This is a genomic window from Polaribacter sp. (assembly GCF_039939415.1).
Classification (GTDB): domain Bacteria; phylum Bacteroidota; class Bacteroidia; order Flavobacteriales; family Flavobacteriaceae; genus Polaribacter.
Genome location: NZ_JBDVJE010000048.1, coordinates 69,240 through 83,064 on the forward strand (window position 1 = coordinate 69,240; position 13,825 = coordinate 83,064).

General features: G+C 28.7%; 14 protein-coding genes. 6 read left to right on the plus strand and 8 right to left on the minus strand.

What is annotated here, in order from left to right:
• Positions 1–5 precede the first annotated feature (5 nt).
• A complete protein-coding gene (locus tag ABJG40_RS07525; RefSeq protein WP_348023965.1) occupies positions 6–1,013 on the plus strand; it encodes an NAD-dependent epimerase/dehydratase family protein in 1,008 nt (335 codons plus the stop codon).
• Here ABJG40_RS07525 and ABJG40_RS07530 read toward each other — a convergent pair.
• The 4 genes from ABJG40_RS07530 to ABJG40_RS07545 are packed head-to-tail and all read right to left on the minus strand — an operon-like array spanning position 997 to position 4,117.
• A complete protein-coding gene (locus tag ABJG40_RS07530; RefSeq protein WP_348023966.1) occupies positions 997–1,572 on the minus strand; it encodes a DUF4296 domain-containing protein in 576 nt (191 codons plus the stop codon). The genes ABJG40_RS07525 and ABJG40_RS07530 overlap by 17 nt on opposite strands.
• A 1-nt stretch (position 1,573) precedes the next feature.
• The gene (locus tag ABJG40_RS07535) at positions 1,574–2,914 is read right to left on the minus strand and encodes a dihydroorotase (RefSeq protein ID WP_348023967.1); all 1,341 of its coding nucleotides are present in this window, start codon (positions 2,912–2,914) and stop codon (positions 1,574–1,576) included.
• Between the two features lie 9 nt (positions 2,915–2,923).
• Positions 2,924–3,385 carry a GNAT family N-acetyltransferase gene (locus tag ABJG40_RS07540; RefSeq protein WP_348023968.1) on the minus strand — a complete coding sequence of 154 codons (462 nt, stop codon included), beginning with the start codon at positions 3,383–3,385 and terminating at the stop codon, positions 2,924–2,926.
• A 6-nt stretch (positions 3,386–3,391) separates the two neighbouring features.
• Positions 3,392–4,117 (minus strand): polyprenol monophosphomannose synthase, encoded by a 726-nt coding sequence (locus tag ABJG40_RS07545; protein WP_348023969.1) that lies wholly within the window; start codon positions 4,115–4,117, stop codon positions 3,392–3,394.
• A gap of 741 nt (positions 4,118–4,858) precedes the next feature.
• Between ABJG40_RS07545 and ABJG40_RS07550 the strand changes: the two genes are divergently transcribed.
• The 3 genes from ABJG40_RS07550 (at position 4,859) to ABJG40_RS07560 (ending at position 7,550) form a co-directional block, all read left to right on the plus strand.
• Positions 4,859–5,605: a uroporphyrinogen-III synthase gene (locus ABJG40_RS07550; protein ID WP_348023970.1), complete on the plus strand. Its 747-nt coding sequence runs from the start codon at positions 4,859–4,861 to the stop codon at positions 5,603–5,605.
• Positions 5,606–5,795: 190 nt separating this feature from the next.
• Positions 5,796–6,800 carry a sugar kinase gene (locus tag ABJG40_RS07555; protein ID WP_348023971.1) on the plus strand — a complete coding sequence of 335 codons (1,005 nt, stop codon included), beginning with the start codon at positions 5,796–5,798 and terminating at the stop codon, positions 6,798–6,800.
• A gap of 156 nt (positions 6,801–6,956) precedes the next feature.
• Positions 6,957–7,550 carry a DUF2238 domain-containing protein gene (locus ABJG40_RS07560; RefSeq protein WP_348023972.1) on the plus strand — a complete coding sequence of 198 codons (594 nt, stop codon included), beginning with the start codon at positions 6,957–6,959 and terminating at the stop codon, positions 7,548–7,550.
• A gap of 55 nt (positions 7,551–7,605) precedes the next feature.
• Here the strand turns inward: ABJG40_RS07560 and radA are convergent, their stop codons facing one another.
• The 4 genes from radA to panC all read right to left on the minus strand — a co-directional run bounded on the left by radA (position 7,606) and on the right by panC (position 11,334).
• Positions 7,606–8,967: a DNA repair protein RadA gene (gene radA, locus ABJG40_RS07565; RefSeq protein WP_348023973.1), complete on the minus strand. Its 1,362-nt coding sequence runs from the start codon at positions 8,965–8,967 to the stop codon at positions 7,606–7,608.
• 193 nt (positions 8,968–9,160) lie between these two features.
• On the minus strand, positions 9,161–10,105 hold the full coding sequence (locus tag ABJG40_RS07570; protein WP_348023974.1) for a lysylphosphatidylglycerol synthase transmembrane domain-containing protein: 945 nt from the start codon (positions 10,103–10,105) through the stop codon (positions 9,161–9,163).
• Between the two features lie 2 nt (positions 10,106–10,107).
• Positions 10,108–10,458, minus strand: a complete 351-nt coding sequence (panD, locus tag ABJG40_RS07575; protein ID WP_348023975.1) for an aspartate 1-decarboxylase — start codon at positions 10,456–10,458, stop codon at positions 10,108–10,110.
• Positions 10,459–10,482: 24 nt separating this feature from the next.
• Positions 10,483–11,334 (minus strand): pantoate--beta-alanine ligase, encoded by an 852-nt coding sequence (gene panC / locus ABJG40_RS07580; RefSeq protein WP_348023976.1) that lies wholly within the window; start codon positions 11,332–11,334, stop codon positions 10,483–10,485.
• 97 nt (positions 11,335–11,431) lie between these two features.
• On the opposite strand from panC, the gene ABJG40_RS07585 reads away from it, so the two are divergent.
• Positions 11,432–12,241: a glycogen/starch synthase gene (locus ABJG40_RS07585; RefSeq protein WP_348023977.1), complete on the plus strand. Its 810-nt coding sequence runs from the start codon at positions 11,432–11,434 to the stop codon at positions 12,239–12,241.
• 12 nt (positions 12,242–12,253) lie between these two features.
• Positions 12,254–13,813, plus strand: coding sequence for a DUF4270 family protein (locus ABJG40_RS07590; RefSeq protein WP_348023978.1), 1,560 nt, complete (start codon positions 12,254–12,256; stop codon positions 13,811–13,813).
• Positions 13,814–13,825: the final 12 nt, after the last annotated feature.

Genomic DNA, 13,825 nt, shown 5'->3' on the forward strand with positions numbered 1-13,825 from the left:
GTTGTATGATTTTAGTTACTGGAGGAACAGGTTTAGTTGGCGCACATTTATTATATCATTTAATTAAAAATGATGAAAAAGTTCGTGCTATTTATCGTTCTAAAAAAAGAATTGAAAAAGTAAAAGAAGTTTTTTCTTTTTATACTGATGATGCTTCTCTAATTTCTAAAATAGAATGGTTTAAAGCAGATATTACAGATGTTCCTTCTATGATTCCTGCTTTTGTTGGTGTTGATAAAGTTTATCATTGTGCAGCTTTAATTTCTTTTAATCCGAAAGATTATAGAGAAATGAGAAAAGTAAATATTCATGGAACTGCCATTATTGTAAACCTTTCTATTGATGTAAAAGTTAGCAAAATTTGTTTTGTAGGCTCTATTGCTTCTATAGGAGAATCTTTAAATGGAAATTTAATTGATGAAGACTGTGAATGGAATAAAGAAGCAGATAATAGTGGGTATTCTATAACCAAATTTGGGGCAGAAATGGAAATTTGGCGAGCAAGTCAAGAAGGAATTGAAGTTGTAATTGTAAACCCTGGAGTTATTCTAGGTAGTGGTTTTTGGCAATCTGGATCTGGTAAATTATTTACGCAAGTTTATAATGGTTTTAACTTTTATACAGAAGGAATTACTGGTTTTGTTGGTGTGAAAGACGTGGTTAAATCGATGGTTTTATTAATGAATTCTGATATTAAAAATGAACGTTTTATTCTAGTTTCAGAAAATAAATCATTTAAAGAAATTTTCTTTTTAATAGCAGATGCTTTAGGTAAAAAAAGACCTTCAATAAAAATAAATACTTGGCAAACTTCTATATTTTGGAGAATATCTCATTTAGTATCTTTTTTTACAAAAAAAGAACCTTTTTTAAGTAAATATTCTGCAAAAAGTGCACATTCAATTTCTAAATATTCATCAGAAAAAATTGAAACAGCGCTTAATTTTAAGTTTCAGAATATTAATGAAGTCATAAAAGAAACTTCAGCAAAATATTCTAAAAATCTTCTTTAGTAATTTCTTTTTTGTGTAGAATTTCTTTTTTAAGAATAGGTTTAAGTGGTTTTGATATTGAATCTCTTTCTAACTTAGGGAAAGTATTATTCTCTATACTTTTTTTAGGTAAATAACAGTAATTAATGTAATTAGTACTAGTCTTTTTAATAGAATCTAATCGAAATATTTTCTTCTTTTTTATTATATTTAAAGAATCTTTTCTAATTGAATCTATTTTAGATTTCATTTTTGTGTAAAACTCTTTTTTGTCATTTATAAGTATTTTAGCATCATTTATTATTTCATCATACAAGTCAATCTTACTTATGTAATAAAGATTACTTGTTTTAAAACGAAGACTATCAATTTTATAAATATCATAAATAAAAGGCATATAATTAATTTTCTTCTGTTGGTTTTTGTTATTTACAAATTTTGCAGAAGTAGCAATTATCATATCTTGTATTAAGATAGTCATGGTGTCTTTAGGAATCAAATCTTTTGGTTTCTCAAAAATAGTGTTACTAGTACAAGAAACTAAAAAAATAAAAACTAAAAGGTAGCTTGCTTTTTTCATATTAACGGTTAAAAGTTAAACGTTTTCCTTTTATTTTATTATTAAAAACACCATTATTATATATTAAATTTCCATTTACAAATGTGTGAGATATTGTAGATGAAAAAGTGGTTCCTTCAAAAGGAGACCAGCCACATTTATATAAAATATTGTCTTTAGAAACCGTTAGAGGTTTGTTAGTATCTATTAAAACTAAATCTGCATAATATCCTTCTTTGATAAAACCACGTTTTTCAATTTGAAATAATTTAGCAGGGTTATGGCTCATTTTTTCAACTGCTTTTTCAATTGAAATAACACCTTCTTTTACTTTTTCTAAAATTGCAGTAACTGCATGTTGTACTAAAGGACCACCACTTGGTGCTTTTGTATATACATTTGTTTTTTCTTCTAAAGTATGTGGTGCATGATCGGTTGCTAAAACATCTATTCTATCATCTAATAAAGCTTTCCATAAACCTTGTCTGTCTGCTTCTGTTTTTACAGCAGGATTCCATTTTATATGCGTTCCTTTTTCTTCATAATCTTTATCAGAAAACCATAAATGATGCACACAAACTTCTGCAGTAATTTGTTTTTCTTCTAAAGGAATGTCGTTTCTAAATAATTCAGTTTCTTTTGCTGTAGATAAATGAAAAATATGCAATCTAGCTCCAGTTTTCTTAGCTAATTCTATTGCTTTAGAGGATGATAAATAACAAGCTTCTTCACTTCTGATAATTGGGTGATATTTTACAGGAATATCATCACCAAACTCAGCTTTATATTTTTCTGTATTTTTTCTGATAGTTGCCTCATCTTCACAATGCACTGAAATAATCATTTTTGTTGAAGAAAATATTTTTTCTAAAACAGCTTCATTATCAACCAACATATTTCCTGTAGATGAACCTAAGAATAATTTAATTCCGGCAACTTTTTTGGGATCTGTTTTTAATAATTCATCTAAATTATCATTGGTTCCACCAAACATAAAAGAATAGTTTGCATAAGAGTCGTTTGCGGCAATTTTAAATTTATCTTCTAATAAATCTTGTGTTGTAGCTTGAGGTACTGTGTTTGGCATTTCAATAAAAGTAGTAATTCCACCAGCAACAGCAGCTCTACTTTCTGTAGCAATATTAGCTTTGTGGGTTAAACCAGGTTCTCTAAAATGTACTTGATCGTCTATAAAACCGGGTATTAAAGTTTTACCTGTTGCGTCTATGATATTAACATTTTCTGAAGCTTCAATTTTGGTAGAAACCTCTTTAATGATTTCGTTTTCAATTAAAACATCACCAATAAAAGTATTGTTTTCGTTAACGATTTTTGCGTTTTTTATTAAAGTTAATTTTGCCATATGTTTTTCTTAAATGTCCATTCTCATGTTTACTAAAATTTTACTAAATCCAAAACGTTCATAAACTTTTATTGCTTCAATATTGTTGTTGTACACATCTAATCTCAATTCTTTTAGTTCTTTTTCTTTAGCCCATTTTTTTAAAGAATCTAAGATTAATGTACTTATTTTTTGACCTCTAAATGTTGGTTTTACAAACATAAAACCAACATAACCATGTAAAGGGTTTTTTTGATATATTTTAGAATTATCTATTCTAATGTAACCAGAAGCAACAACTTCATTTTCTATAATGGCTACCAAAAATTGTGTGTAATTACTTGTAATTAATTCTGGTATATTATAATAGTTTAAATGTCCTTTAGCTAAAAAAGGATCTAATGGTTTTTCTGCTGAAACTACACCTTGTTCAAATTCTAATAAAACATCTAAGTCTTCTAGAGTTGCTTTTCTAATAGAAATCGGACTCATTATTATTTATTTTTTAGGCAACCCTTTTAGTTTCATTTTTATAACTCCAAATAATGCTTCAGAAATAATTTTTCCATCCATTTTAGAAGTTCCTAAAGTTCTATCTGTAAAAATTACAGAAACTTCTTTTATATTAAAACCATGTTTCCATGCTTTAAATTTCATTTCAATTTGAAAAGCATAACCAACAAATCTAATTTTATCTAAATTAATAGTTTCTAAAACTTTTCTTTTCCAACAAACAAAACCTGCTGTGGTGTCAAATAATGGAATTTTAGTAATTAAACGAACATATCTGGTTGCAAAATAAGAAAGTAACAACCTTTTCATGTCCCAATTTACCACATTTACTTGATTGTTAACGTATCTAGAACCAACAGAAATATCACCTTCATCTTTGCTACAAGCATTATAAAGGCGAATTAAATCTTTTGGGTTGTGAGAAAAATCGGCATCCATTTCTATGATATAATCATATTTTTTTTGGATTGCCCATTTAAAACCATGAATATATGCAGTACCTAAACCATTTTTTCCAATTCTTTTTTCTATAAAAAGTTGGTTAGGGAATTCTAAAATTAAATTTTCTACAATTTCAGATGTTCCATCAGGAGAATTATCATCAACCACTAAAATATGAAACTTCTTTTCCTGATTAAAAGTAATTCTAATGATTGCTTCTATATTTTCTTTTTCGTTATAGGTAGGAATTATGACTAACGCGTCTGACATAAATTAATTTTCATGTAGTAAGTAGGCAAATATACATTATTTAATTACTAATTTTGTGTTAATCTTAGCAAAACAAAAAAGGTGCAAGCATTAGAAAGAACCGTAATTAATACAAATTGGATAACCATATTATTGGTTGTCTTGTTAGGTTGTATTTTTCTTTTAAAGGCAATAAGTGTAAAAAGGTTACAACAAACTGCTTTTTCTTTTTTAAATGTTACTTCTCTTAAAGATGAGGTTGAAGAGAATAATTCATTTTTTAATGGATTTAAAAGTGTTATATTTTTCTATTCTGTTTTGGTGTTAACGTTATTGTTCTATAAGATTTTGTTATTTTCTTTTATTTCTTTCAAAGGGAGTCTTTATACTTTTTTAAAAATTTTTAGTATTGTTTTTTCTTATTTTATAATTAAAAGACTGCTAGAATTCTTGTTTTCGAGTTTATTTTTAATAAATAAACAAGTAAAATTCTTTTTATTTTCTAAGTCAATTTATTTGTATTCTGTTTCTTTGTTTTTATTAATTGGTCTTATTTTAATTGAATATTCTCAGTTAAATACGGTTTTCTTAATTTATTTTGCAACGTTATTATTCTCTATTCGTTTCATAATACACGTGTTAAACAATAAAAAGCTGATTTTAAATGAGTTGTTTTATTTTATTTTGTACATTTGCGCCTTCGAAATAGCACCGCTATTTATACTGTTTAAACTGATGTTTTAACTACAAAAAAGAAAGCGTATGAAAGTGAAAACGATTTTAGTATCTCAGCCAGAACCTAAGACAGAAACATCTCCTTATTTTGATTTATCTGATAAACAGAGGGTTAAGATAGATTTTAGACCTTTTATTCATGTAGAAGGAATACCTGTTAAAGAAGTAAGAGGAGAAAAAGTAGACTTAAATAATTTCACAGCAATAATCTTAACGAGTAGAAATGCTGTAGATCATTTCTTTAGAATAGCAGAAGAAATGCGTTTTAAAGTGCCAGATGCAATGAAATATTTTTGTCAATCTGAAGCTGTAGCCTATTATTTACAAAAATATGTTGTTTACAGAAAACGTAAAATTTATGTTGGTACAAGAACGTTTCCAGATTTAACGAAGCTAATTAAGAAACATAAAACAGAAAAATTTTTATTACCAAGTTCAGATAAATTAAAGCCATTAATTCCTGCTGAGTTAGATAAGTTAGGTGTAAAATGGACTAGATTAGATTTATACAGAACAGTAGTTAGTGATTTATCTGATTTAGAAAATGTTTTTTATGATGTATTAGTATTCTTTAGCCCTTCAGGAATAGATTCTTTATTTAAAAATTTCCCTGAATTTAAACAAAACAATACAAGAATTGCTGTATTTGGCAACTCTACAGTAAGAGCAGCTACAGAAGCTGGTTTGAAGTGTGATATTACTGCACCATCACCAGAAACACCTTCTATGACAATGGCTTTAGATAAGTATATAAAAACTGTAAATAAAAAATAAATAAATCTAATATATAAATAGATAAAAAAAACCGAACAGAAATGTTCGGTTTTTTTTATCTATAATTTTCAGCTTATAAATAACTCTAATATACACATTATCTTATTTTTTAGATACTATAATTATTGTAAGTTTAGTATTTTTTAAATATCTTCAAAAAGTATAAAAAACAAACTAGAAACTTAATAATATGGACAAAAAATTGATAACATTTGGAGAAGTAATGATGCGTTTATCACCACCAGGATATACTATGTTTTCTCAGGCAAGTTCATTTGATCTTGTATATGGAGGAGGTGAAGCAAACGTTGCAATTTCTTGTGGTTATTTAGGTATGAAAGCAGCTCACGTAACTCGTTTTCCAGATAATGCGCTTGGTAAAGCAGCTACTCAATTTTTACGTAAACATTGGTTAGGTACAAAAGATGTTATTTATGGAGATAATATGTTAGGTAAATATTTTCTGCAAAAAGGAGCTGTACATAGATCTAGTGAGGTGATTTATGAAAGAGAAGGTTCTGCTTTTTCTTTAATAAAACCAGAAATGGTTAATTGGGAAGAAGTGTTAGAAGGAGCAGATTGGTTTCATTGGACAGGTATTACACCAGCCATTTCAGAAGGAGCTGCTCAATGTTGTTTAGAAGCTATAAAAACGGCAAAGAAAATGGGTGTTACCGTTTCTGGAGATATCAATTCACGTAAAAACATGTGGAATTATGGAAAAACCATGCAAGAAGTAATGCCAGAATTAGTAAAAAATACAGATATTGTTATTACAAGCAATCGTGGTATTTATGAAATGTTTGGAATTGGAGAATTAGGAGGTGGATTTAGTAGTTCTGCTAAATTATTAATGGAAAAATTTCCAAGAATTGAGAAAGTTGTAGGGAAAACTAGAAAATCTATTAGTGCTTCTCATCAGCAAATACAAGGAAAAATGTGGAATGGAAAAAATTTTATTAAAGCTGATAGATTAGATATTACACATGTAATAGATCGTGTTGGTACAGGAGATGCTTTTGCATCTGGTATTATTTACGGATTATTACATTATGATAATGATATGGATGCATTAAATTTTGCAACAGCAGCTTGTGCATTAAAACATACAGTAGAAGGTGATGTAAATATGGTTTCTGTAGATAATGTTACAAGTTTAATGGGTGGTAATACCTCTGGAAAAATTAAAAGATAAGAGTTTTTTTGTTTTTAGAAGCTATTTCCTGCTTTTCACTGTATCTTTTTTTGAGAAAAACAAAAAAAGGATGCCGTTTCAATCAGGGCTAAACTTGTTTGCTAACTATTGATATAACTATGAAAAACATTCATACCAAAAGAAATACATAATCACATGCTTAGAAAAATTTGGATTATAATATTTTGTGCTTTTTTAATTTGGTCAGGAATAAATCCTTCTGATTATTTTACTTGGTTCTTAGAAGTTGTACCTGCAATAATTGGTGTTTTTGTATTGTGGAAAACAGAAAAATCATTTCCATTAACAATTCTAGTCTACGATTTAATTCTAATCCATTCAGTCATTTTAATGATTGGTGGTCATTATACTTATGCAGAAGTTCCTTGGTTTAATACATTAAAAGATGTCTTTGATTTAGCAAGAAATAATTACGATAAAGTTGGTCATTTTGCTCAAGGATTTGTTCCTGCAATGATTGCTAGAGAGATTTTTATCAGAAAAAAAATTATCAATTCAAAAGCATGGGAGAATTTTTTAATTATAACCTTTTGCTTAGGGTTTAGTGCCTTTTATGAATTAATTGAATGGTGGGTTGCAATATCATCAGGAGAATCTGCAGATGATTTTCTTGGAACGCAAGGATATATTTGGGATACACAATCAGATATGGGAATCGCTTTATTAGGTGCTATTATCGCTTTACTTACTTTGAGTAAAATTCATAATAAGCAATTGAGTGGAAAATGAAATTTTAGATATAAATAACGATGAACAGCAACGCTAGTAAAAACAAATAAAAAAATTAAGCAAACAAAGTAGCAAAAGCTTCTTCAATTTTACCAACTAATACCAATCTTATTTTGTGGTTTTTAGAGGATATTTTATTGTACTTAGAAGCTACTAATGTTTTGTAGCCTAATTTTTCTGCTTCTGTAATTCTTTGGTCTATTTTAGAAACAGGTCTTATTTCTCCTGCCAAACCAACTTCTGCAGCAAAACAGACATTAGGGTTAATTGCAACATCTTGATTAGAAGATAAAATTGCAGCAACAACCGCTAAATCTATTGCAGGGTCATCTACATTTATGCCTCCTGTAATATTTAAAAATACATCTTTTGCGCCTAATTTAAAACCTGCTCTTTTTTCTAAAACTGCTAAAATCATGTTTAGTCGTTTTAAATTATAACCTGTTGTAGAACGTTGTGGTGTTCCGTAAACGGCAGTAGAAACCAAGGCTTGAACTTCTATCATTAATGGGCGAATTCCTTCTAAAGTACTCGCAATTGCAGTTCCGCTTAAATCTGCATCTTTCTTTGAAATTAATATTTCTGATGGATTAGAAATTTCTCTTAATCCATTAGAAAGCATTTCGTAAATTCCTAATTCTGAGGTAGAACCAAATCTATTTTTTTGAGACCTTAAAATTCTGTATGTGTGATTTCTATCGCCTTCAAATTGTAAAACAACATCTACCATGTGTTCTAAAATTTTTGGTCCAGCAATGTTTCCATCTTTATTAATATGCCCAATTAATAAAACCGGAGTTGCAGTTTCTTTGGCATATTTTATCAATTCTGCAGCAGTTTCTCTAATTTGAGAAATGCTTCCAGGAGAAGCTTCTATAGAGCTTGTATGCAATGTTTGAATAGAATCTATTACTAGAACTTCTGGTGCAGTTTCTTCAATATTTTTGAAGATATTTTGTGTGTTGGTTTCTGTAAGAATTAAACAATTAGAGTTGTTAGCTTCTAATCTTTCTGCTCTCATTTTTATTTGAGATTGACTTTCCTCTCCAGAAACATACAGTACTTTTTGACTGATATTTAAAGCAACTTGTAATAGTAAAGTCGATTTTCCAATACCTGGTTCTCCACCTAAAAGTGTTACAGAACCTTTTACCAAACCACCACCTAAAACTGTATCTAATTCATTATTATTGGTAACAACCCTTTCTTCTGGATTTAACAGAATATCTACAATTTTTAAAGGTTTATTTACCGTTTGTTTTGCAGTAGTAGATTGTTTCCAAACTCGTTTTTCTTCTTTCTGTATTACTTCTTCTACAATGGTGTTCCATTCTTTACAAGCGCCACATTGTCCTACCCATTTTGCATGTTGCGTTCCACAATTCTGACAGAAAAAAGTTGTTTTGGTTTTAGCCATTTTTATATAAGTTGCAAGGTTTGAAAGTTGTAAAGTTACAAAGTTTATGAGTGATACTTTTTAATAATCTTAAATAAATGAATCTAAAAGTTGGCAAACAGTTGCGTTAGCGATTGAATGGTATGTTTGAGCTCTTTTTATTTTTATAAAAAAGCGAGTAATGAAATCGCGACCTTTAGGGAACGCCCAAATACTATTTATTTTTATTATAGATTGGTAAAAATAAGAAAGCTAAACCTCCAAAAACGATAATCATTGCAGTTTGTGCGGTCCACATAATCCAACCAAAAGCGGTTGCAGGTTCTGTAGGAACATTAAACAAAGCCAATGCACCAGCTACAGCAATTGGGTACAAACCAATGCCGCCATTAGTTGCAGCAATCGAAAATCCGCCAGCAATAAAGCCAATTAAAATTCCGCCAAAAGGAACGTTTAAACCTTCAATTGCAGGAATTGTTGCCCAAAACATGGCTACATACATTGCCCAAATAAATATGGTATGAAAAATAAAAGCCCATTTATTTTTCATTTTAAAGATACTTGTAACACCTTCTACTAAACCAGAAACAAAGTTTTTTATTTTTAATAAAATTCCTTTTTTAGCTTTTTTAACTAAAGAAGTTAAGATGTAAAAACCAGCAATTACTATAGCTAAACCAACAACAATTTTTGTTGGATTAAAGTTTTTTATTAAAAGATCATAGATAAAATCGAATTGAACAAAAAGTGTAATAAGAATGATGCTAAGCATCATAATTAAATCGGCAATTCTTTCTGCAACAATGGTTCCAAATCCTTTTTCAAACGGAACATCTTCGTAGTTTGTTAAAACTACTGCTCTAGAAACTTCTCCAGCTCTTGGTAAGGCTAGGTTTACTAAATAGCCTACTAAAACTGCTAAAACACTGTTTGTGAATTTTGGTTTATAACCAATTGGTTCTAGCATAAATTTCCAACGGTAAGCTCTTGATAAATGGCTTAAAACACCAAAAAATAAACCTAAGAAAATCCAGCTGTATTTTGCTTCTTTAAAGTATTTACCTAAAACTTCTAAAGAAATACCTGAGATAGAATACCAAACTAAAAAACCTCCCAAAAAGAGAGGTAATATAATTTTTAAAATCTTTTTAATATTCAAACCTATGTAAGTGTATTATCTTTTTCGTTAGGAAAAACTAATGAAGGTTTAAAGTTTTTGGCTTCTTCAAAATCCATAAATCCATAAACAATTAGAATTAAAACGTCGTTAACAGCAACTCTTCTTGCTGCAGCTCCGTTTAATGTAATTTCTCCACTACCACGTGGGCCAGGAATTGCGTATGTTTCTAAACGCTCTCCGTTATTATTGTTTACAATCTGAACTCTTTCTCCTTCAATAATGTTGGCTGCGTCCATTAAATCTTCATCTATGGTAATGCTTCCTATATAATTTAAATCTGCACCTGTAACTTTTACACGGTGGATTTTAGATTTTACAACTTGTACTAACATATGGCAAAAATAGTATTTTTTTGGTTAATGATTTTTTAATCGAATGTTATCTATCAATCTAATATCTCCTGCAAATACTGCAATAAAAGCCCTGTATTTTTTATTAGATTTTTTGATTTTAATGGTTTCTAATGATTTTTCTTCAGCAATCGTAAAATATTCTAAATCTAAAATAGGATGTTTTTTAAACTGTTTTTCTACCCACTCAGTTACATTTATAGCATTTTCTGTGCCAAATTTTTTACGTGCTTTTTTAAGTATTTTGTATATAAATGGAGCAGCAGCTCTGTAATCTTTAGATAATCTTGTGTTTCTAGAACTCATTGCTAAACCATCATTTTCTCTAAAAATAGGACATCCTTTAATTTTTACATTTAAACGATGTTTTTTTACCATTTTCTTGACGATTTGTAATTGTTGAAAATCTTTTTGACCAAAATAAGCTTTATTGGGTTCTACAATTTCAAATAATGCTTTTACAATGGTACCCACACCATTGAAATGACCATCTCTAAATTTACCTTCCATTTGATGTTCTAAACCATCAAAATCAAATTTTTCTGAAGAAATATTGTCATTATAAATTTCTTTTACTGATGGAAAAAATAAAACATCGCAAGAAACACTTTCTAATAATTTTTTATCATTATCAAAAGTTTTAGGGTATTTTATTAAATCTTCTTGGTTGTTAAACTGAGTTGGATTTACAAAAATGCTGACTACTGTAATATCGTTTTTCTTGATTGCTTTTTTTATTAAAGATAAATGACCTTCATGTAAAGCACCCATAGTTGGTACAAAACCAATGGATTTATTTTCTTCTTTTATAGATGTTAAAAACGCTTTTATTTCTTGTTTTGTATTAAATATTTTCATCCTTAGAAATTAAGTAAAGTCTGCAAACTTACCATTTTAACACGATATTAGCATATTAATTCGTATTTTTGCATTTCTTATAAAAGAGATTGATTTAATGAAGGACAAGAGAATATTATTTGTTTCGTCTGAAGTAGTTCCATACTTACCAGAAACAGAATTATCATCAACAGCCTTTAATGCTGCAAAAAATGCACATTCTAAAGGGGTACAAACAAGAATTTTTATGCCAAGGTTTGGCGTTATTAATGAACGTAGACATCAGTTACACGAAGTTATTCGTTTATCTGGTATGAATCTGGTTGTTAATGATATGGACATGCCATTAATTATAAAAGTTGCTTCTATACCTAAAGAAAGAATGCAAGTTTATTTTATAGATAATGAAGAGTATTTTAAAAGAAAAGCTGTTTTTACAGATGAAGATGGTGATTTGTTTGAAGATAATGATGAGAGAGCAATTTTCTTTGCAAAAGGTGTTATAGAAACAGTTAAAAAATTAAATTGGGCACCAGATATTATTCATGTTCATGGATGGATGGCATCTCTTTTACCTCTATATTTAAAAGAATTTTATAAAGAAGAACCTTTATTTACAGAAAGCAAAATAGTTACTTCTTTATATAATAATCCTTTTGAAGGTACCTTAGATGAAACTTTAGTTGATAAAGTAAAGTTTGATAATATTAGTGAAGAGAAAACAGCAACAATTAAAACACCAAACTTTACAAATATATTAAAAAGTGCCATCGAAAATTCTGATGGAATTATTCATGGTAGTGAAGAAATTTCAGAAGAACTAACTTCTTTTATAGAAACACAAGATATTCCTGTTTTAGGATTTCAGACTGAAAACTTAAAAGAAAGTTATTTAGAATTTTATGCTAATTTAATACCAGCCAATTAATTTTATTATAAAGTGAGGAAAATTTTTAAAAAAAGCGCATACGTTACTGCTTTAGTATTAGTGTTTACAGTTGTTATTTCTTGTGAAAAAGATTTTACAGATATTGGTTCTAGTATTATTAGTAATACAAAGTTTTCTACTAGTAGCTTTCTAGTAGATGTTGTGGTAGAAAACAGTCCAATTACAGAGGTTGCTACTGGAAACATAATCTTAGATCCAGGTTTGTATTTGTTAGGAGTACATTCTACTAGTGAATACGAAAAAATAGAGGCTTCTATTATATCTCAAATAGCAATTAGTGCAAGTCTACAGGTTATAGATGATGCAAATGTGTATGATTCAGACACAACAGTTGTTACAACAATTGATACTGTTTTTTTAAGATTGCCATATCAAGCAACTTTAAATGAAGATGGTGATGCTTATGAATTAGACTCTATTATTGGAGATACATCTAAAGCATTTAATTTAAACATTTACGAAACAAGTACTTATTTAAATACACTTAACCCTGCAAATCCGTCAACGTTTAATACTTATAATACAAACAACGTATTTGATAAAACAGGAAGTGAATTAAATACTGAGGTTAATTTTCAGTTTATACCTAAAGCTACAGATACAGCAATTGTAATTAGAAGATGGTTAAGTAATAATGCAATATCATCAAAAGATACAATTACTTATAATACATCAACAGCATCAACTGTTCCTTTACCTTTTGCTGTAGTTCCTTTAAAAGAAGATAAGATTAAAGAATTATTTTTAGATAAATATGAGTCAGCAGAGTTTGATTCTCAAGATGCATTTAACAACTATTTTAGAGGAGTTATTTTAGAAGCAACTGGAGATGAAGGGTCTTTAATTTCATTTAATTTTAATGGTACTGTAAGACCATCAATAGAAGTTTATTATACAAATTCGGTTGTTACAGGAGGGATAGTTATAGATACAATTTATAAAAACGATAGCTTTCCTTTATTAGGAATAACTACTAGTAACTATAAAATGGAAGATAAAATTTACCCTGTAAATGATGAAGTAATTTTACAAGGAGCTGCAGGTAGTGAAGCAACAGTAAATATTTTTGGAGCTGATACTGATGCTAATGGAATTGCTGATAAGATTGAAGAATTAAGAGCTAAAAATTTATTAATAAATGATGCTTCTTTAACTTTTTATATTAATCAATCTTCAGATACAACTGCAGTGCCTTATCAACTTTTCTTATTTAAAAGTGATGAAAATACAAATCCATCTTATAGTCATATTCAAGATATTTATACAGAAGGAACCTCTCTTTTTGGAGGTTACTTAGAAAGAGATGATGAAGATAAAGTAGAAAAATATACTTTTAGAATTACAGATTATATTTCTCAAATTTTAAGTGGAGAAACAGATTACTCCCCAACATTAAGGCTTAAAGTAGCTAACTCAACAGATATGCAAGCGGTTACAGATACAGTTTATGCAAATTATAACTGGAACCCAAAAGCAGTTACACTTTTTAATCATTCTGCAAGTGATAAAAAAGTTGAGTTAAAAATATCTTATACAGAGGAAAAGAATTAAAAAAAAATAATT

Excerpts from the sequence above, each read along its gene's own strand:
- ABJG40_RS07525 (WP_348023965.1), top strand. The coding sequence starts at position 6 with ATGATTTTAGTTACTGGAGGAACAGGTTTAGTTGGCGCACATTTATTA.
- ABJG40_RS07530 (WP_348023966.1), bottom strand. The coding sequence starts at position 1,572 with ATGAAAAAAGCAAGCTACCTTTTAGTTTTTATTTTTTTAGTTTCTTGT.
- ABJG40_RS07535 (WP_348023967.1), bottom strand. The coding sequence starts at position 2,914 with ATGGCAAAATTAACTTTAATAAAAAACGCAAAAATCGTTAACGAAAAC.
- ABJG40_RS07540 (WP_348023968.1), bottom strand. The coding sequence starts at position 3,385 with ATGAGTCCGATTTCTATTAGAAAAGCAACTCTAGAAGACTTAGATGTT.
- ABJG40_RS07545 (WP_348023969.1), bottom strand. The coding sequence starts at position 4,117 with ATGTCAGACGCGTTAGTCATAATTCCTACCTATAACGAAAAAGAAAAT.
- ABJG40_RS07550 (WP_348023970.1), top strand. The coding sequence starts at position 4,859 with ATGAAAGTGAAAACGATTTTAGTATCTCAGCCAGAACCTAAGACAGAA.
- ABJG40_RS07555 (WP_348023971.1), top strand. The coding sequence starts at position 5,796 with ATGGACAAAAAATTGATAACATTTGGAGAAGTAATGATGCGTTTATCA.
- ABJG40_RS07560 (WP_348023972.1), top strand. The coding sequence starts at position 6,957 with ATGCTTAGAAAAATTTGGATTATAATATTTTGTGCTTTTTTAATTTGG.
- radA (WP_348023973.1), bottom strand. The coding sequence starts at position 8,967 with ATGGCTAAAACCAAAACAACTTTTTTCTGTCAGAATTGTGGAACGCAA.
- panD (WP_348023975.1), bottom strand. The coding sequence starts at position 10,458 with ATGTTAGTACAAGTTGTAAAATCTAAAATCCACCGTGTAAAAGTTACA.
- panC (WP_348023976.1), bottom strand. The coding sequence starts at position 11,334 with ATGAAAATATTTAATACAAAACAAGAAATAAAAGCGTTTTTAACATCT.
- ABJG40_RS07585 (WP_348023977.1), top strand. The coding sequence starts at position 11,432 with ATGAAGGACAAGAGAATATTATTTGTTTCGTCTGAAGTAGTTCCATAC.